We start from the raw sequence: 18,796 nt of genomic DNA, 5'->3' as shown, positions 1-18,796 counted from the left end.
ACAAACCGTACGACCGGAACGTTCCCGGTCGTGCGGCCCTGCCTATAACAAAAAACACAAGGGAATATCCCATGCGACTGAAGACTGCTCCCTGCTGCCTGGCGCTCACCGGCGCCCTGTTGGCGACCCCTGCCCTCGCCGCCGACCTCATGCATTGGCAGAACAACAGCCTGACCTATCTGTACGGCAAGAACTTCGCCGTTGACTCGGGCGAGGACGGCCGCGAGGCCTCGATCCAGCAGACCATCACCTTCGAACACGCCAGCGGCTGGAACTGGGGCGACATGTTCCTGTTCGTCGACCACAAGTGGTTCAACGGCCACACGGGCAAGGACGGCCGCACCTACTACGGTGAGTTCAGCCCGCGGCTGTCGCTCGGGAAACTCAGCGGCACGGACCTGTCATTCGGGCCGGTGAAGGACGTGCTGATCTCGGCCACCTACGAACGTGGCGAAAGCCTGGCCAACGGCACGCCGAACCAGAACTACCTGCTCGGCCCGGCCGTCGACCTCAGCGTGCCGGGCTTCGACCGTTTCGCCATCAACACCTACTACCGCAAGCCCGACGGCGCCACCGGCAAGCCAAGTGGCCAATGGCAGATCACCCCGACCTGGGCCATGACCATCCCGCTGGGCAAGTCCGACATCCTGTTCGACGGCTATATCGACTGGGTGGTGAACGACGCCGGCTCCAAGGCTCGCGGCAACTACCTGGCGAAGAACTTCCACTTCAATCCGCAGGTGAAGTACGACCTCGGCAAGGCCTTGGACCACGGGGCCGGCAGGCTCTATGTGGGCGTCGAATACGACTACTGGAGCAACAAATACGGCATCGAAGACAGCCACGTCTTCAACACCGACAACAACGTGGTCAACTTCATCGTCAAGGCGCACTTCTGACCAGACGCAAGCCGGCCCACCAGGCATGAACGCTGCAGATCGGGCCGGCAGCATCGCCGGCAATCGGCATACTGCGACGCCATGTCCGAGTCAATGCGGCTAATTCAGCCGCGAGCCGAGGCGTTAGGCGCTTCTCGCCACGACGGCATTGGACGACAATGACAACAAAAAGCCACCATCGACCCTAGGAGCACCACCATGCACCTGAAGACTCTCCCATCGCAGCCGCAGTCGCCGGCAGCCTGCTGTCAGCTCCGGCGATGGCCGAAGGGCTGCTGCACTGGCACAGCAACAGCCTGACCTACCTGTACGGCAAGGATTACAAGATCGATTCGCCGATTCAGCAGACCGTCACCTTCGAGCACGTCAATGGCTGGAAGTACGGCGACACCTTCTTCTTCGTCGACTCGATCCACTACAACGGCAAGGGCAACGACAACGGGCGCGATGACAGCACCTTCTACGGCGAATTCTCGCCGCGCCTGTCGTTCGGCAAGATCCTTCAGCGGGACCTGAGCTTCGGTCCGATCAAGGACGTGCTGGTCGCCATGACTTACGAGTTCGGCGAAGGCGATGTGGAAACCTACATGATCGGCCCGGGCTTCGACCTGAATGTCCCCGGCTTCGACTACTTCTCCGTCAACATCTATCACCGCGACACCGATGGTGACCGCGTGGGCGATGGCGTCTGGCAGATCACCCCGGTGTGGGGCTACACCCTGCCGGTGGGCAATTCCGACATCCTGATCGACGGCTTCATCGACTGGGTGGTGGACAACGACCGCAACTCCCGTGGCGAGGAATACCACGCCAACTTCCACTTCAATCCGCAGATCAAGTACGACCTGGGCAAGGCGTTGAACTGGGGCGAGAAGCAGCTGTACGTCGGTATCGAATACGACTACTGGACCAACAAGTACGGCATCGAGGATGGCGGTTTCGTAAGCGACAACTTCGTCGGCAAGACCGACCAGAACACCTTCAGCGCCATCGTCAAGGCGCACTTCTAAAGGTCGAGAATAAAAGGGGCGCCGAGAGGCGCCCGTTTTCATTTCGGCGGCTCCGTCGTCTACAGGCGGAAGCTGCCCATCTGCCGGCCGAGGTCCTCGGCCAGCTTCGATAGCGTCTGGCAGTCGGCCCGGCAACCCTGCACGTCCTGCGCGGTTGCCTGGGCCAGATCGGCGATGCCCTGCACGTTGTGGGTGATCTCCTCGGTGACGCTGCTCTGCTCCTCGGTCGCGGCGGCGACCTGGGTGTTCATGTCGCTGATGGCTTCCACCTGGGCAGTGATCGCCTGCAGGGACTGGCCGGTGCGCTGGCTGGCCTGAACACCGGTACCCGTTGCGGCCTGGCCGGCGTGCATCGCGCTGACGGCGGTTTCGGCGCCGTTCTTCAGCCGTCCGATCATCTGCTGGATCTCGTCGGTCGAGACCTGGGTGCGGCTGGCCAGGGTGCGCACCTCATCGGCGGCCACGGCGAAGCCACGGCCCATGTCGCCGGCGCGGGCGGCCTCGATGGCGGCGTTGAGGGCCAGCAGATTGGTCTGTTCGGAAATGCTGCGGATCACCGCCAGCACCTGATCGATGGAGGCCACCTGCTGCGCCAGTTCGGTCACAGAGCCCGCGGCCTGGCCAATGTCGCCCGACATCCGCTCGATATGCCCGATCGACTCGCCGACCACCTGACGCGCCTCGAGCGCCTCGCTGCGGGCGCCCTGGGAGGCCTGCGCCGCATTGCTGGCGTTGCGCGCGATCTCCTGCACGGTGAGCCCCATTTCGTGCACCGCAGTGGCCACCATGTCGGTCATCTCGTGCTGCCGCCCGGCACGCACCGCGGTGTCGTCCACCACCCGCGCCACCTGCCCGACCGCACTGCGCAGCTGTTCGCTGGTCTTGAGCACATCGCCGATAAGGCTGCGCAGGCTGCCGATGAACCGATTGAAGCCACGCGCCAGGTCGCCGAGCTCGTCGGCACGGCTTTCGTCCAGACGGCGGGTGAGATCGCCACCGCCACCACCGATTTCCACCAGCGCCGCCGTGACCTGGCGAATCGGCCGAACCAAGCCGCGCGCCAGCAGGACGATCACGCCGAGAAAGAACAGACCGATAGCCGAACCGATCAGGCTGGTCGTCCAGAGCGTACGACGCGCCTCGGCAAAGATTTCCGCCTCGGGCACCTCGGCGATCAGCGTCCAGCCGAGCCCATCCAGCGGTTGCGCCATGGCCAGAAACGTTTCTCCAGCACGCTCGAAACGCACCACCTGTCCGGCCTGGGCTTCCAGCTGCCGCGCAGCTTGCGTGCCGGCCAACTCGGCCAGCGCGGCGCGGCCGTTGTGCTCGCTGCGCGGATGGATTTTCACCTGGCCATCGCTGCCGACCAGATAGACCTCGCCGCGCTCGCCAAAGCGGAAGTCGGCGATCAGTGCGGACATGGCGCTCAGGCTGTAACCCAGCCCGGCCACGCCAAGCACTCGTCCGCCGGCGCTGATGCGCTGGTTGATGAACAGGGTCGGCTGGCCGGTGGCCTTGTCGACGTCCAGCTCCACCCGGCGTTCGAGGGCGCCGTCCACCAGGCTGTAGAACCAGCCATCGGCCGGTGTCGAGCGTGACAGGGTCCGGCTCAGCCCGGCGTCGGAGTAGTAGTGGCCGCTGCCAAGCACCGCGACCGAGGTGGTCAGCGCGTTCTGCTGGGCTTTCACACCATTGAGGTAGCGACCGATGGCCTCGGCCTGCCGCGAATCCTCGCCCTGGATCAGCCAGTCGTGCACCAGCGTGTTGCCGGCGATTCCGGCGGTGGCGGTGATGGGAGCCGCCAGGGTGCGCTCGATATCGTTGCGGATGGCATTGATATTCGCCGACAACGCCTCGTCGAGCAGGTAGCGCTCGGCGAGGCGCTCGACAGCCGAGGCATACACCAGGATGACGATCAGCAGGCTCGCCAGCAGCGCCGCGCCCATGCTGAGGATCAATTGCCACTGAATGCTGCGCTTGAAGAACTGCATGGAAGGCCCTCGCGTTATTATTGGACACATCAAAGTGCCATTACTGTACACAATTTATGACGCACGCAAGGTCATTTAGCGGCATGGCCGCCGCGAACTTGATGGCGTTTAGCCTTGGCTCGCGCTGAACCGACGGATGGCGGCTCGGTTGAGGCCGCAAAGAAGCGAGTGCTAGCATGCCGAACCGCCGCCAGGCCGGGCGGCGCCAGCCAAACAGGTCCGCATGTCCAGCATTCGAGAGCGCAACCGAGACGTGATCCTGCGAGCCGCCAGCGAGGAATTCGCGGAAAAGGGCTTCGCCGCCACCAAGACCAGCGACATCGCCGCCCGCGCCGGGCTGCCGAAGCCCAACGTCTACTACTACTTCAAGTCCAAGGAAAACCTCTATCGCGAGGTGTTGGAGAGCATCGTCGAACCGCTGCTCGAAGCCTCGGCACCGTTCAATCAGCCCGGGCATCCGGCCGAGGTGCTGCGCGCCTACATCCGCACCAAGATCCGCATCTCCCGCGATCACGCCTATGCCTCCAAGGTGTTCGCCAGCGAGATCATGCATGGCGCCCCGCACCTGTCACCGGAGCGCACCGCCCAGCTCAACGCCCAGGCCGCCCACAACATCGCCTGCATTCAGGGCTGGATCGACCAGCGTCTGATGGCCCCCATCGACCCCAGCCACCTGCTCTTCAGCATCTGGGCCGCGACCCAGACCTATGCCGACTTCGACTGGCAGATCAGCACCGTCACCGGCAAGAACCGCCTCGACGAGGCCGACTACGATGCGGCGGCCGACACCATCATTCGCCTGGTGCTCAAGGGTTGCGAAATCGCCGAACCGGTTCAGGCCGACTGACCGGCGGAAACGAAAAACGCCAGCATGCGCTGGCGTTCTTCAACTCTGACTGGCTGGGGAAGCATCAGCTCCGGGCGCGGGCCGCGTCGCGCAAAGCCTTCACCTGATCATGGTTGCGTTGTACGCCCTGGTACTGACGTTCGACCACGATCCGCACCTCGGCCGGCAGGTCTTTTTCCAGCGCCTTGCGGTAGCTCTTGACCGCCACATCCTCACCGCGCTCGCACTCGTTGAGAATCGCCTCATCATCCTTGCCGGTGATCATCGCCTTGAGGTCGACCCAGCGGCGGTGCATGTCGGCCGAGAGGCTGGTGCTGGTCTCCGGATCGCCACCCATCGAGCGCACCAGTTGCTGCAGTTCGGCTGCGGCGGTGGCGCAATCGCGCGAGCGCTGGTTCATGGTGCTCTTGAGCTGCGGGTCGCGCAGATCCTCGGCACATTCGAGAAAGCCCTTTTCCCCATCCTTGCAGGTCTCAATCAGATCGTTGAGCACGGAAATCGTCTCTTTCGTGTCCATCTCGTACCTCCTGGCAGGTCGACTCGGAGAAGGCCGCAGATGGCGGCCGGTGTTAGCAGTCGACTGCCGGCTGGCGCCAAAGGTTCAGCGAAACCAGACCGAGGCGCCAGCAGTAGCTGGACGCGTGCTACGTTCGGTTGGCCTTCGCGAGCGGGCCCAAAGGTGCCGGCCGACCGAGCAGGTAACCCTGGGCCTTGTTCACCTCCAGGCGACGCAGCATGGCCAGCTCTTCCTGCGTTTCGACCCCCTCGGCGACCACCTTGCAGCCGGTTTCCTCGGCGAAGCGGATCAGCGCTGCGGCCAGCGCACGGCAGCCGGTATCGCTGTCGACGTTGCGGATCAGACTGGCGTCGAGCTTGATGACGTCCGGCTTGAGTTTGAGGATGTGGCGGAAGCTCGCGTAGCCGGCGCCGGCATCGTCCACGGCGAGCCGCAGGCCCTCGCGGCGCAGCGGTTTTAGTGCCTCGGCGAGCCGCTCGTAGTCCTGCACCAGGGCATGTTCGGTGACTTCCAGCATCAGCCGGTCCAGTGGCTGGCGGGCGAGCACCTCGCCGACCGCCCCGGCCAGGATGGTTTCGGGCGAGACATTGAGCGACAGGTAGCTGTCGGCCGGTAAACGGTCGAAGCCCTGCAGCGCGGCCTCGATCAAGGCGATCTCCAGTTCCTTCTGCAGCCCGACCTGGCCCGCTTCATCGAACCATTTGTCCGGCGTGCGCTGCGGGTCGGCGCGGAAGCGCGCCAGCGCCTCGTGGCCGACGATGCGGTTCTCCACCAGATGCACGATGGGCTGGTAGACGACCCCATAGCTCCGCTCGGCCAGCACGCTCTCGATCCGGCTGCGCTTGCTGGCGCAGCTCTGCTGGCTTTTCGCCTGAGTCTCCAGCAGCCGCCCGGCGAAGGCAGCGAACAGCCGCAGCGTGTTGAGATCGCGCTCGTTCAGGCTGCCATCCGGCCGCGTGCTGAAGCAGCAGAAGGTGCCGTACACACCGCCGTCGCTGAAACGGATCGGCACACTCAGGTGCGCGCCGACCGGCAGTTCCCGGGTAACCGGCAGCTCCAGCGCCGCAGGCAGCTGGGTGGCGTCGTTGATCAATTCCGGCAGGCGGCCATCGACGACGCGCTGGCAGTAGCTCTCTTCCAGCGGATTGGAGTCGCCGACAGACAGCACCAGGTGCTCGGTCCGCCCATCGACATGGCGGAACACCCGGGCCCCCTCGCTGAACTCGGCGATGAACGCGACTTCCATTCCGAGATGGCTGCGCACCGCATGCAGCGCCTCGCACAGCATGGAGCCGATCGGCACATTGCCGGCTTCCAGCTTCGCCAGCACGGCGAGCGGATCGCTCAGATCCTGAGCGGCTGCAATCGGCCTCAAATTTCCAAGCATCCTTACCTCCAAGGTCTACGCCGTGCTGCATAACCCGCCGGGTTATCGGCCGGTCACATCCGCTGCGCAACAACCAGCCGCCACGCAGCCTCTCATCCGGGCGGTCGCGCCCATGGCACGACCGCCGTGACGATCAGTCCGCCTCGCGCGCCAGGCTGATCCAGGTCAGCGCGTGGTCACTGGCATGTTCCTGTCCGCGCACCCAGCGATCCACGCCGGCGTCCTGCAGCCGCGGCGCGAGGTCCGGGCTGAGTAGCAGGTGGTCGATGCGCAGCCCGGAGTTCTTCTGCCAGTGCTGTCGAAAGTAGTCCCAGAAGGTGTAGATGCGCTCGTCCGGGTATTTGGCGCGCAACGCGTCGGTCCAGCCCTGCGCCAGCAGGCGCTCGAAACATTCGCGGCTTTCCGGCTGCAGCAGCGCGTCCTTCAGCCAGGAGCGCGGGTTGTAGATGTCCTCGTCGGTCGGCACCACGTTGTAGTCGCCGGCCAGCACCACCGGATGCCCGCTGGCGAGCAAGCCTGCGGCGTGCTCGATCAGCCGCTCGAACCAGCTCAGCTTGTAGTCGAACTTCGGCCCCGGCTGCGGGTTGCCGTTGGGTAGATAGAGGCTGGCGACGATCACCCCGTGCACCGCGGCCTCCAAATAGCGGCTGTGGCTGTCGTCCGGGTCGCCGGGCAGGCCGCGGCGGATCTCCAGCGGCTCGCTGTCACGGGCGAGGATCGCCACGCCGTTCCAGGACTTTTGCCCGTGCCAGATGGCGCCATAGCCGGCGCCGCGGATGTCGTCGATGGGGAAGTCGGCATCCTGCGCCTTGAGTTCCTGCAGACAGACCACGTCGGGCTGCTCGCGCTCGAGCCATTCGAGCAGGTTGGGCAGGCGCGCCCGGATGCCGTTGATGTTGAAGGTGGCGATTTTCAGACGATCCACAAGCGCCTCTCTGCTCAGCTGGTGATATTCACCTTAGCTGTGACCTCACGGGCCGGCATCTATCCTTGGGCGCCGTCAGTCGGGATCAGCCGGCAAGCACAGGGTGAAGCGGGTCGCGCTGGCGTCGCTGTGCACCTCCACCTCGCCGCCATGCAGCTGCGCGATCGAACGTACGATGGCCAGCCCCAGTCCACCGGAGTCGCCCGGCTCGGCGCGCGAAGGGTCGCAGCGGTAGAAGCGGTCGAACAGGCGTGGCAGATGCTCCGGGGCGATGGGCGAGCCCTGGTTGATCACGCTGACGCGCCGCCAGCCGTCCCCCGTAGCGCTGACGATGCGCACCGGGCTGTCGGCCGCGCCGTAGCGCAGCGCGTTGGCGACGAGATTGGCCAGCGCCCGGCGGATCAGTTCGGGGTCGCCGCACAGCTCGCCCTCGCTTTCGTCGAGCAGCTGGATGCCGCGCTCTTCGGCGACGCCTTCGAAGTAGTCGCACAGTTGCTCGACCAGTGCCGGCAGTGCAAAGCGCTGCCGCTCGATGGCCGCCGCCGGCTGCTCGGCACGCGCGATGAACAGCATGTTGTCGATCATCCGCGCCAGGCGCTCGTACTCCTCCTGATTGGAGACCAGCAGCGCCTGGTAATCCTCCACCGAGCGGGCACGGTGCAGCAGTTGCTGGGTCTGGCCCATGAGGTTGCCCAATGGCGTGCGCATCTCGTGGGCCAGGTCCTCGCTGAAGCGCGACAGTCGGGCGAAACCCTGTTCCAGCCGGCCCAACATCTGGTTCAGCGCCGCGCGCAGCGGTTCCAGCTCGCTCGGCACGGTCGAGTCGTCGAGGCGCAGGTGCAGGTGCTGCACGTCGATCGCCAGGGCCTGACGCGTCAGCTGGCGCACCGGGCGTAGCGCGCGCCGGCTGATCAGCCAGCCGAGCACGGACGCCAGCAGCGCGCCGACACTCAGCGCCCACCAGAGCTTGACACGGTAAGCCGCGAGCATCTGTTCGCGCTCGGCGAGCAGGCGCCCGGCCACCAACGTCAGCCCCGCCTCGCCCGGCAGCCGCCGCCAGGCCAGCCGCGCCTCGCCGATATCCTGCAGCGCCGCAGCGTCGCTGGCCGGCAACGTCGGAATGGGCAGCCGCGCCGGGTTGATCTCGATCAGCGCGCGCCCCTGGGCATCCAGCAGCCAGAGTAGGCTGTCGCGGTTGCCCAGCATGTTCTCGTAGAGCTGCGGCCGCTGGCGCAGCGCGTCGATGCTGGCGCTGTCATCCAGCAGTGCCTGCATGCGCTCCAGCCGGCCGAGCAGCGCCTGGTCGTCGCGCCAGACGATCTCGCGCTCCAGCGAGCGATACAGGTAGAGGCCGATGGCACCGAGCAGCACCACCGCGACGAGGGCGAAGGCCAGTGCCAGGCGCAGGCTGAGTGAGCGTGGCAACAGTCTCATGCCGAGATGTCCAGCACGTAGCCCATGCCGCGCACGGTGTGGATGAGCTTGAGCGGGTACGGATCGTCGACCTTGGCGCGCAGGCGGCGGATCGCCACGTCGACCACATTGGTATCGCTGTCGAAGTTCATCTGCCAGACCTGCGAGGCGATCTGCGCGCGGGACAGCACCTCGCCCTGACGGCTGAGCAGCAGATGCAGCAAGGCGAATTCCTTGCTGGTCAGGTTGATGCGCTCGCCCTGACGGGTGACGCGGCGGCGCAGCAGGTCCAGCTCCAGGTCGGCGACGTGGAAACGTTCGACCTCGCGCGGCGGGCCGCGACGCAGCAGGGTGCGTACCCGCGCCAGCAGCTCGGCATAGGAAAACGGCTTGACCAGATAGTCGTCGGCGCCCAGTTCCAGCCCGCGCACCCGGTCTTCCACCGCATCGCGGGCGGTGAGGAACAGCACCGGCGTGTGCGCCGAACGCTGGCGCACCACCTGCACCAGCTGCCAGCCATCGAGCCCGGGCAGCATGACGTCGAGGATTACCAGATCGAACGTTTCCTCCTCGATCAGGTGCTTGCCGTCGACGCCGTTGCGCGCGACCTCCACCCGGTAGCCGGACTCCTCCAACCCTCGCTTGAGGTAATCGGCCGTCTTGGCCTCGTCCTCCACCACCAGAATTCGCATCGGGTCACCTTGCCAAATGTGCGTCGCAGGCCGTTGAAGAACGTCAGCGATGGCAACGCGGGTAGTTCTTCAACGGCCCGCTAGGTTATGGGAGCCGGCGACTACCAGCCATTACAAAAGCGTAATGCGCTGGCAACGGTTCTGACGGGCAGGCATCGGCACCATGCACCCCGAAGCCACGTCACCCAAGGAAAACCGATATGCGTATCGCCGCCACACTGTCACTGCTGGCCCTGGCAGTGCTTACCCCGGCCCTGAGCGCCAACGCCGCCACGCCGATGCCGATCACCCAGCAGAACGTCTCGCTGGCGCTGGCCGACGGCCTGATCCAGCAGACCCTGGATGCCTGCCATGCGCAGAACCGCACCGCGGTAGTCGCCGTGGTCGATCGCGGCGGCAACCTGGTCGCCCTGCGCCGCGACGACAACGTCGGTCCGCACAACACCCTCGCGGCGCAGCGCAAGGCCTACACCGCGCTGTCGAGCAAGACGCCGACCCGCCTGTTCGCCGAACGCGCCGCCAGCACGCCGGATGCCGCCAACCTCAACACCCTGGACGAACTGCTGCTGCTCGGCGGTGGCGTGCCGCTGAAGGTCGGCGACGAGGTGATCGGAGCCATCGGCGTGGCCGGCGCCGGCGGTGCCAGGAACGACGAGGCCTGCGCCGTGGCCGCCATCGAAAAACTGCTGCCCTCCTCCCACTGAAGAAAAGGAAAACACCATGAAAGCACTACGTTCAATCGCCGCCGGCTTGATGCTCAGTGGCCTGTCCGGTCTCACCCTCGCAGCTGGCAACCCGCTCAGCGTGCACGTGCTGAACCTGGAAAACGGTCTGCCCTCGCCAGATGTGCGCGTCACCCTGGAACAACGTCAGGGTGACACCTGGAAATCACTCAACAGCGGCGAGACCAACGCGCAGGGTCGGATCACGGCGCTCTACCCGGAAGGCAAGGCGCTGGAGAAAGGCACCTATCGCGTCACCTTCAAGACCGGCGACTGGTTCGCCGCGCAGAAGGCCAGTACCTTTTTCCCCGAAGTTCCGGTGATCTTCGAAGCCGATGGCAGCGTCGAGCACTACCACATCCCGCTGCTGCTGAGCCCCTACGGCTTCTCCACCTACCGCGGCAACTGAGTCGCTCAGCGCACTTCCCAGTAGCCCGGTGCGTTGTAGATGTCCTTCAGGTAGTCGATGAAGAAACGCACCTTGGCCGGCAGGTAGCGCTGCTGCGGGTAGACCGCCTGGATGTCGTAGGCCGGCAGCGCGTACTCGTCGAGTACCGTGACCAGCTCGCCGCGCTTGAGCTCGGCCTGGATCTCCCAGGTCGAGCGCCAGCCGATGCCCAGGCCCTGCTTGACCCAATCGAACAGCAGCTCGCCGTCATTGCAGTCCAGATTGCCGGCCACGCGGATCGCCACCTGCCGGCCGTCGCGCAGGAAGGTCCAGCCGCGCTGCTGACCGCCCTGCAGGTTGAAGGCCAGGCAGTTGTGCTCGGTCAGCTCTTCCAATGCCGTCGGCGTACCGTGGCGGGCGAAGTACTCCGGCGAGCCACAGACCACCCGCCTGTTCGGAAACAGCCGCACCGCCACATAGTTGGGGTCGGTCACCTCGCCGATGCGAATGCCCATGTCGTAACCGTGGCGCACCAGGTCGACCACGCTGTCGGTGAAGTTGAACGACAGTTGCAGGTCCGGGTAGCGCGCCTGGAACGCCGGTGCGTGCGGGCCGATATGCCGCCGCCCGAATGCCGCCGGCGCCGACACCACCAGATGGCCGCGTACCGAGATGCGGTCGTGGCTGATGCTGGCATCCACTTCATCGAAGTCCTTGAGCAGCCCGCGGGCGCGCTCCAGATACTGCTCGCCCAGATCGGTCAGCGACAGGCCGCGGGTGGAGCGGTGCATCAGCTTGACGCCCAGATGCCGCTCCAGCGCATCCAGCCGCCGCCCCATCACCACCGGGGTGACGTTCTCCTTGTGCGCGGAGGCGGCGAAGCTGCCGCAGTCGGCCACCAGCACGAAGCTGCGCAGGGTCGTATAGCGATCCATTCGATACTCCTGATATCGACAGAACTGAAGTCTCGGCCAATTCCGCCACAGAATCCAGGGCGGCATGCTTGGGCCACGTATAAAAACTATCGAATAAAAAGAAAGCCACGATCTAGCGAGCTAGAGACCTGCAAGGCAAAAGCAGGCGAGGAAGCGGAGTTTGCTGGTGCAAATGAGCATTCCGAGCCTGGTTTTAACGCAGCAGGGCCGACGCGCAGCAGATCGTGATTCCAAGAATCAGGAGGAAGAACAATGGCCCGAATGAGAGCAATCGATGCCGCCGTCGCGGTGTTGCGCAAGGAAGGCATCGACACCGCCTTCGGCATCCCCGGAGCCGCGATCAATCCGCTGTATTCCGCCCTGCGGGCCGATGGCGGCATCCGTCATATCCTCGCCCGCCACGTCGAGGGTGCCTCGCACATGGCCGAGGGCTATACCCGTGCCAAGCCAGGCAACATCGGCGTGTGCATCGGCACCTCCGGCCCGGCCGGCACCGACATGATCACCGGCCTGTACTCGGCTTCCGCCGACTCCATTCCGATCCTCTGCATCACCGGGCAAGCACCGCGTGCCCGCCTGCACAAGGAAGATTTCCAGGCCGTGGACATCGAGTCCATCGCCAAGCCGGTCACCAAGTGGGCGGTCACCGTACTCGAGCCGGCACTGGTCCCGCGCGTATTCCAGCAGGCCTTCCACGTGATGCGCTCCGGCCGCCCCGGCCCGGTGCTGATCGACCTGCCGTTCGACGTGCAGATGGCCGAGATCGAGTTCGACGTCGACACCTACGAGCCGCTGCCGGTCTATAAGCCGGCGGCAACCCGCAAGCAGATCGAGAAAGCCATCGACATGCTCTGCGCCGCCGAGCGCCCGCTGATCGTCGCCGGTGGCGGCATCTACAACGCCGCGGCCGAGACCTTGCTGGTGGAATTCGCCGAGACCGTGGGCGTGCCGGTGATCCCGACGCTGATGGGCTGGGGCTCGATCCCCGACGACCATCCGCTGATGGCCGGGATGTGCGGGCTGCAGACCAGCCACCGCTACGGCAACGCGACCCTGCTCGAATCCGACTTCGTGCTCGGCATCGGCAACCGCTGGGCCAACCGTCACACCGGCTCCGTGGAGACCTATACCAAGGGCCGCACCTTCGTCCACGTCGACATCGAGCCGACCCAGATCGGTCGGGTGTTCGCGCCGGACTACGGCATCGTCTCCGATGCCCGCGCCGCGCTGGAGCTGTTCGTCGACGTGGCCAAGGCGCGCAAGGCCGAAGGCCGTCTGCCGGATCGCCGCGCCTGGGCCGCCGACTGCCTGGAACGCAAGCGCACGATGTTGCGCAAGACCAACTTCGACAGCGTGCCGATGAAGCCGCAGCGCGTGTACCAGTGCATGAACAATGCCTTCGGCAAGGACACCTGCTACGTCAGCACCATCGGCCTGTCGCAGATCGCCGCCGCGCAGTTCCTGCACGTCTACCAGCCGCGCAACTGGATCAACTGCGGCCAGGCCGGCCCGCTCGGCTGGACCATTCCGGCGGCGCTCGGTGTGGTTGCCGCCGACCCGGCGCGCAAGGTGGTGGCGCTGTCGGGCGACTACGACTTCCAGTTCATGATCGAGGAACTGGCCGTCGGTGCGCAGTTCAAGCTGCCCTACCTGCACATCCTGGTGAACAACGCCTACCTCGGGCTGATCCGCCAGGCGCAGCGCGGCTTCGACATGGATTACTGCGTGCAGCTCGGCTTCGAGAACATCAATGCCGACCAGAGCGGCATGGAAGGTTACGGCGTCGATCACGTCGCGGTGGTCGAGGGCCTGGGCTGCAAGGCGCTGCGTGTGTTCAAGCAAGAAGACCTGCGCCCGGCCATCGAGCAGGCCCAGGCCTGGATGGCCGAACACCAGGTGCCGGTGGTGATCGAGGTGATCCTCGAGCGGGTGACCAATATTGCGATGGGCACCGAGATCGACGCGATCAACGAGTTCGAGGCGCTGGCCGCAGGCCGGGAAGACGCACCGACCGCGGTTGGATTGCTGGATTAGGCATCACCCGTACGCGTGGAAAACGCTTCGCGGTTTTCCACCCTACGCCACGCCAGCGCAGTGCAACCGTAGGGTGGCTATCGCGAAGCATATCCACCGCAAACGCAACACCCAGGGTGGCCACTACACCACCGCAATGCGAAACCGAATGTGATCCCTACAGATCAGGAGAGAACCATGCCCCGCTTTGCCGCCAACCTGTCGATGCTGTTCACCGAGCAGGACTTCATGGACCGCTTCGCCGCTGCCGCCCAGGCCGGCTTTTCCGGTGTCGAGTACCTGTTCCCCTATGACTTCCCTGCCGAGCAGATCAAGGCTCAGCTGGATGCCAACAAGCTGACCCAGGTGCTGTTCAACCTGCCGGCCGGTGACTGGGCCGGCGGCGAGCGTGGCATCGCCATCCTGCCGGAGCGGGTCGAGGAGTTCCGCGCCGGCGTGGACAAGGCCATCGCCTACGCCAAGGTGCTGGGCAACACCCAGGTCAACTGCCTGGCCGGCATCGCCCCGCGTGGCGCCGATCTCGGCCAGCTGGAAATCACCTTTATCGAAAACCTGCGCTACGCCGCGCAGAAGCTCGAGGAGGCCGGCATCCGCCTGGTGATGGAGATGATCAACACCCGCGACATCCCGCGCTTCTTCCTCAACAACACCTCCCAGGCGCAGGAGATCCGCGGCAAGGTCGGTCACGCCAACCTGTTCCTGCAGTACGACATCTACCACATGCAGATCATGGAGGGAGACCTGGCGCGCACCATCGAGAACAGCCTGGCCGCGATCAACCATATCCAGCTGGCGGACAACCCCGGACGCAACGAGCCAGGCACCGGCGAGATCAACTATCGCTTCCTGTTCGAGCACCTGGATCGCATCGGCTACCACGGCTGGGTCGGCTGCGAGTACAAGCCGGCCACCACCACTGAAGCCGGCCTTGGCTGGCTGAAAAGCCACAACGCCATCTGACCAACAGCGCGCCGCCCAGGCAGCAACGCGGGCCGCACAGCGGCCTGCACCACAGAATCGAGGAGAACACTCATGGCTAAAATCGGATTCATCGGCACCGGCATCATGGGCAAGCCCATGGCAATCAACCTGCAGAAGGCCGGCCACCAGATCTTCCTGTCCCAGCACCACGACCAGGCACCGGCCGAACTGACCGAAGCCGGCGCCATCGGCCTGGCCAATCCGCAGGAAGTCGCCCAGGAAGCCGAGTTCATCATCGTCATGGTGCCGGACACCCCGCAGGTCGACGACGTGCTGTTCCGTGCCGATGGCGTGGCCGCCGGCGTCGGCGCCGGCAAGGTGGTGATCGACATGAGTTCGATCTCCCCCACTGCCACCAAGCAGTTCGCCGAGAAGATCAAGGCCACCGGCGCTGAATACCTCGACGCCCCGGTATCCGGTGGTGAAGTCGGCGCCAAGGCGGCCACCCTGTCGATCATGGTCGGCGGTAGCGAAGCGGCCTTCGAACGCGCGCTGCCACTGTTCCAGGCGATGGGCAAGAACATCACCCGCGTCGGCGAGAACGGCGATGGCCAGACGGCCAAGGTGGCCAACCAGATCATCGTCGCGCTGAACATCCAGGCGGTCGCCGAGGCCCTGCTGTTCGCCGCACGCAACGGTGCCGACCCGGCCAAGGTGCGCGAGGCGCTGATGGGCGGTTTCGCCGGCTCGAAGATTCTCGAGGTGCACGGCGAGCGCATGATCAAGGGCACCTTCGACCCGGGCTTCCGCATCAGCCTGCACCAGAAGGACCTCAACCTCGCCCTGGCCGGTGCCCGCGAGCTGGGCCTGAACCTGCCCAACACCGCCAATGCCCAGCAGGTGTTCAGCACCTGCGCGGCAATCGGCGGCAGCGGCTGGGACCATTCGGCGCTGATCAAGGGCCTGGAGCACATGGCCAACTTCTCGATCCGCAAGGAGTAAAGCCTTCGAGCACGCTGCAATGGGCCAGCGACCCCACCTTCAGGGACAGACAGACCGGGTGGTGGGTCATCGCAACGCCCGCGCAGCGCCGCTCAAAGGGCCGGGCCAGAGGTGCGTCAGGTCGGAATCATCGCGTCTCCCCACGACCAGCATGACCTGCGCATCTCAGCCCGACCGCCGTCACCAGACGGCACCTTTTCGATTCGCCCGGCACAAGGAGTCACGGCCCGACTGCCGGGCGGGTCGATTTCAATTGCAGACCTTAGCGCTTGCATTGGCGAGCCCTAAGGTCTGGAATCGGTTGCAGACCTCATACAAGGAGCTTCAGATGACCCTCGACCCGCAAGCCCTGCTGCGCCAGTTGTTCGACAGTGCCATCGAGGCCGCCCATCCGCGCCATGTACTCGCCGACCATCTGCCCGAAGACCGCAGCGGCCGTGCCATCGTCATCGGCGCCGGCAAGGCGGCCGCGGCCATGGCAGAAGCCATCGAGAAGGTCTGGGAAGGTGAACTGTCCGGACTGGTGGTGACCCGCTACGAACACCACGCCGACTGCCGGCGTATCGAAGTGGTGGAAGCCGCACACCCGGTCCCGGACGACGCCGGCGAGCGGGTCGCCCGCCGTGTGCTGGAGCTGGTCAGCAACCTCGAGGAAAGCGATCGGGTGATCTTCCTGCTCTCCGGCGGCGGCTCGTCATTGCTGGCATTGCCGGCCGAAGGCATCTCGCTGGCGGACAAGCAGGCGATCAACAAGGCGCTGCTGCGCTCCGGCGCGCACATCGGCGAGATGAACTGCGTGCGCAAGCACCTCTCCGCGATCAAGGGCGGCCGCCTGGCCAGAGCCTGCTGGCCGGCCAGCGTGTACACCTACGCGATCTCCGACGTGCCCGGCGACGAAGCCACGGTGATCGCCTCCGGCCCCACCGTCGCCGACCCCACCACGTCGGCCGAGGCGCTGGCGATTCTCGAGCGTTACCACATCGAGGTGCCAGCCAATGTGCGCGCCTGGCTCGAGGATCCGCGCTCGGAAACCCTCAAGCCGGGCGATCCGATGCTCTCGCGCAGCCACTTCCAGCTGATCGCCACGCCGCAGCAGTCCCTCGATGCCGCGGCCCAGGCGGCCCGTGACGCCGGTATCACCCCACTGATGCTCGGCGATCTGGAAGGCGAAGCACGCGAAGTGGCCAAGGTGCATGCCGGCATCGCCCGCCAGGTGGTGCTGCACGGCCAGCCGATCGCCGCGCCCTGCGTGATCCTGTCCGGCGGCGAGACCACCGTCACCGTGCGCGGCAACGGACGCGGCGGGCGCAATGCCGAGTTCCTGCTCGCCCTGACCGAAGCGCTGCAAGGTCTGCCCGGCGTTTACGCCCTGGCCGGCGACACCGATGGCATCGACGGCTCGGAGGACAACGCCGGCGCGCTGATGACCCCGGACAGCTTTGCCCGCGCCGAGGCGCTGGGCCTGCGTGCCGCCGACTCGCTGGCCGACAACGACGGCTATGGCTATTTCGCTGCCCTGGACAGCCTGATCGTCACCGGCCCGACGCGCACCAACGTCAACGACTTTCGCGCGATCCTGATCCTGCCGTCGTCGGATTGACGGCCTCCGCTTCGTTCAGGCGCGCATCAGAACAACAACTGCCCCAGAGCACCGCCATGACACACGACAAGAAGGTCAAGATTCTCGCCACCCTCGGCCCGGCCACCCGCAGCGTCGACGACGTGCGCGCACTGGTCGAGGCCGGCGTGAACCTGTTCCGCCTGAACTTCAGCCACGGCGAGCACAGCGACCACGCCGAGCGCTTCGCCTGGATTCGCCAGGTCGAACGCGAGCTGAACCAGCCGATCGGCATCCTCATGGACCTGCAGGGGCCCAAGCTCAGGGTCGGCCGTTTCGCCGCCGGCAAGGTCCGCCTTGAGCGTGACCAGGCCTTTCGTCTCGACCTGGACCCGACACCGGGCGACAGTCGGCGCGTGAACCTGCCGCACCCGGAGATCATCGCCGCGCTGGAACCGGGCATGCAGCTGCTGATCGACGATGGTCGCCTGCGCCTGACGGTCGTCGAGCGCCATGCCGACGCCATCGAGACCCGGGTGGTGGCCGGCGGCGAGCTGTCCGACCGCAAGGGCGTGAACGTGCCGGAGGCGGTGCTGGAGCTCTCGCCGCTGACGGCGAAGGACCGCCAGGACCTGACCTTCGGCCTCGAACTGGGCGTGGATTGGGTGGCGCTGTCGTTCGTGCAACGCCCGCAGGACATCCAGGAGGCCCGCAAGCTGATCGGCGAGCGGGCCTTCCTCATGGCCAAGATCGAAAAGCCTTCCGCGGTGCAGCACCTGCGCGAGATCGCCAGGCTGTCCGACGCGATCATGGTGGCGCGTGGCGACCTGGGCGTGGAGGTACCGCCGGAAAACGTGCCGCGCATCCAGAAGAACATCGTGCGCATCTGCCGCCAGCTCGGCCGCCCGGTGGTGGTTGCGACGCAGATGCTCGAATCCATGCGCTTCGCCCCGGCCCCGACCCGTGCCGAAGTCACCGACGTGGCCAACGCCGTGGCCGAGGGTGCGGACGCGGTGATGCTGTCGGCTGAAACCGCCTCCGGCGACTACCCACTGGAGGCGGTGAGCATGATGAGCAAGATCATCCGCCAGGTGGAAAGCGGCCCGGACTTCCAGGCGCAGCTCGACGTGCACCGGCCCAACGCCGAGGCGACCCTGCCGGATGCCATCAGCTGCGCGATCCGCCGCATCAGCGGCATCCTGCCGGTGGCGGTGCTGGTCAACTACACCGAATCCGGCCGTTCCAGCCTGCGCGCCTCGCGCGAGCGGCCGGCCACGCCGATCCTCAGCCTGACGCCCAGCACCGCCACCGCACGCAAGCTGACGGTGGCCTGGGGCGTGTACTCGGTAGTGGATGCGCCGATGCGCGACATGGAGCAGGTCAGCGGCCACGCCGTCGAGCTGGCACGGGCGCAGGGCATGGCCGAGAGCGGCGATACGGTGCTGATCACCGCCGGTGTGCCACTGGGCCAGCCGGGTACCACCAACTCGCTGCGCATCGAAGTCCTGCCCTGACAGGAGCCGGGCGCTGGCCCGGCCGTTTCTCTTCGACTTCG

Annotated in this window: 17 protein-coding genes and 1 pseudogene; 10 read left to right on the top strand and 8 right to left on the bottom strand. The window is 65.9% G+C overall.

Translation table 11 applies throughout. From position 1 onward, the window contains the following. The first annotated feature begins 71 nt into the window (after window positions 1–71). Together HZR81_RS06115 and HZR81_RS06110 are read left to right on the top strand one after the other, a co-directional pair. Window positions 72–899 carry an outer membrane protein OmpK gene (locus HZR81_RS06115; RefSeq protein ID WP_500127596.1) on the top strand — a complete coding sequence of 276 codons (828 nt, stop codon included), beginning with the start codon at window positions 72–74 and terminating at the stop codon, window positions 897–899. Between the two features lie 260 nt (window positions 900–1,159). After that, window positions 1,160–1,909, top strand: coding sequence for an outer membrane protein OmpK (locus HZR81_RS06110; RefSeq protein WP_500127595.1), 750 nt, complete (start codon window positions 1,160–1,162; stop codon window positions 1,907–1,909). 59 nt (window positions 1,910–1,968) lie between these two features. Here HZR81_RS06110 and HZR81_RS06105 read toward each other — a convergent pair whose 3' ends face one another. Both HZR81_RS06105 and HZR81_RS06100 read right to left on the bottom strand, forming a co-directional pair. Further along, window positions 1,969–2,697, bottom strand: coding sequence for a methyl-accepting chemotaxis protein (locus tag HZR81_RS06105; protein ID WP_500127658.1), 729 nt, complete (start codon window positions 2,695–2,697; stop codon window positions 1,969–1,971). A 129-nt stretch (window positions 2,698–2,826) separates the two neighbouring features. Beyond that, a pseudogene (locus HZR81_RS06100) lies at window positions 2,827–3,855 on the bottom strand (cache domain-containing sensor histidine kinase); the annotation flags it as partial. A gap of 268 nt (window positions 3,856–4,123) precedes the next feature. On the opposite strand from HZR81_RS06100, the gene HZR81_RS06095 reads away from it, so the two are divergent. Continuing rightward, the gene (locus HZR81_RS06095) at window positions 4,124–4,747 is read left to right on the top strand and encodes a TetR/AcrR family transcriptional regulator (RefSeq protein WP_270053038.1); all 624 of its coding nucleotides are present in this window, start codon (window positions 4,124–4,126) and stop codon (window positions 4,745–4,747) included. A gap of 64 nt (window positions 4,748–4,811) precedes the next feature. Here HZR81_RS06095 and HZR81_RS06090 read toward each other — a convergent pair whose 3' ends face one another. The 5 genes from HZR81_RS06090 to HZR81_RS06070 form a co-directional block, all read right to left on the bottom strand. Beyond that, a complete protein-coding gene (locus HZR81_RS06090; RefSeq protein ID WP_500127594.1) occupies window positions 4,812–5,264 on the bottom strand; it encodes a PA2169 family four-helix-bundle protein in 453 nt (150 codons plus the stop codon). 127 nt (window positions 5,265–5,391) lie between these two features. After that, window positions 5,392–6,651: a sensor domain-containing phosphodiesterase gene (locus tag HZR81_RS06085; protein WP_500127593.1), complete on the bottom strand. Its 1,260-nt coding sequence runs from the start codon at window positions 6,649–6,651 to the stop codon at window positions 5,392–5,394. 133 nt (window positions 6,652–6,784) lie between these two features. Beyond that, on the bottom strand, window positions 6,785–7,576 hold the full coding sequence (xth, locus tag HZR81_RS06080) for an exodeoxyribonuclease III (RefSeq protein WP_500127592.1): 792 nt from the start codon (window positions 7,574–7,576) through the stop codon (window positions 6,785–6,787). 75 nt (window positions 7,577–7,651) lie between these two features. Further along, on the bottom strand, window positions 7,652–9,010 hold the full coding sequence (locus HZR81_RS06075; protein WP_500127591.1) for a heavy metal sensor histidine kinase: 1,359 nt from the start codon (window positions 9,008–9,010) through the stop codon (window positions 7,652–7,654). Next, window positions 9,007–9,681 (bottom strand): heavy metal response regulator transcription factor, encoded by a 675-nt coding sequence (locus HZR81_RS06070; RefSeq protein WP_500127590.1) that lies wholly within the window; start codon window positions 9,679–9,681, stop codon window positions 9,007–9,009. Before HZR81_RS06070 ends, HZR81_RS06075 begins: the two co-directional genes overlap by 4 nt. A gap of 200 nt (window positions 9,682–9,881) precedes the next feature. On the opposite strand from HZR81_RS06070, the gene HZR81_RS06065 reads away from it, so the two are divergent. Both HZR81_RS06065 and uraH read left to right on the top strand, forming a co-directional pair. Beyond that, window positions 9,882–10,385: a GlcG/HbpS family heme-binding protein gene (locus tag HZR81_RS06065; protein WP_500127589.1), complete on the top strand. Its 504-nt coding sequence runs from the start codon at window positions 9,882–9,884 to the stop codon at window positions 10,383–10,385. A 16-nt stretch (window positions 10,386–10,401) separates the two neighbouring features. After that, window positions 10,402–10,812 carry a hydroxyisourate hydrolase gene (gene uraH, locus HZR81_RS06060; protein WP_106442214.1) on the top strand — a complete coding sequence of 137 codons (411 nt, stop codon included), beginning with the start codon at window positions 10,402–10,404 and terminating at the stop codon, window positions 10,810–10,812. 5 nt (window positions 10,813–10,817) lie between these two features. On the opposite strand, the gene HZR81_RS06055 is transcribed toward uraH, so the two are convergent. Beyond that, the gene (locus tag HZR81_RS06055; RefSeq protein ID WP_500127588.1) at window positions 10,818–11,726 is read right to left on the bottom strand and encodes a LysR family transcriptional regulator; all 909 of its coding nucleotides are present in this window, start codon (window positions 11,724–11,726) and stop codon (window positions 10,818–10,820) included. A gap of 252 nt (window positions 11,727–11,978) precedes the next feature. Between HZR81_RS06055 and gcl the strand changes: the two genes are divergently transcribed. The 5 genes from gcl to pyk all read left to right on the top strand — a co-directional run bounded on the left by gcl (window position 11,979) and on the right by pyk (window position 18,755). Then, the gene (gcl, locus tag HZR81_RS06050) at window positions 11,979–13,760 is read left to right on the top strand and encodes a glyoxylate carboligase (protein WP_500127587.1); all 1,782 of its coding nucleotides are present in this window, start codon (window positions 11,979–11,981) and stop codon (window positions 13,758–13,760) included. 177 nt (window positions 13,761–13,937) lie between these two features. Beyond that, entirely contained in the window at window positions 13,938–14,720 is a 783-nt protein-coding gene (gene hyi, locus HZR81_RS06045; RefSeq protein ID WP_500127586.1) for a hydroxypyruvate isomerase, read from the top strand. Window positions 14,721–14,792: 72 nt separating this feature from the next. After that, on the top strand, window positions 14,793–15,683 hold the full coding sequence (locus HZR81_RS06040) for a 2-hydroxy-3-oxopropionate reductase (RefSeq protein ID WP_019406980.1): 891 nt from the start codon (window positions 14,793–14,795) through the stop codon (window positions 15,681–15,683). Window positions 15,684–16,011: 328 nt separating this feature from the next. Beyond that, window positions 16,012–17,283, top strand: a complete 1,272-nt coding sequence (locus tag HZR81_RS06035; protein ID WP_500127585.1) for a glycerate kinase type-2 family protein — start codon at window positions 16,012–16,014, stop codon at window positions 17,281–17,283. A 56-nt stretch (window positions 17,284–17,339) separates the two neighbouring features. After that, window positions 17,340–18,755 carry a pyruvate kinase gene (gene pyk / locus HZR81_RS06030; RefSeq protein WP_500127584.1) on the top strand — a complete coding sequence of 472 codons (1,416 nt, stop codon included), beginning with the start codon at window positions 17,340–17,342 and terminating at the stop codon, window positions 18,753–18,755. Window positions 18,756–18,796 lie beyond the last annotated feature (41 nt).

The organism is Pseudomonas sp. LM13, assembly GCF_041381355.1.
Classification (GTDB): Bacteria; Pseudomonadota; Gammaproteobacteria; order Pseudomonadales; family Pseudomonadaceae; genus Stutzerimonas; species Stutzerimonas frequens.
Note: the sequence above shows the minus strand (reverse complement) of the source record. Positions and strands in the feature narration are given on the sequence as shown.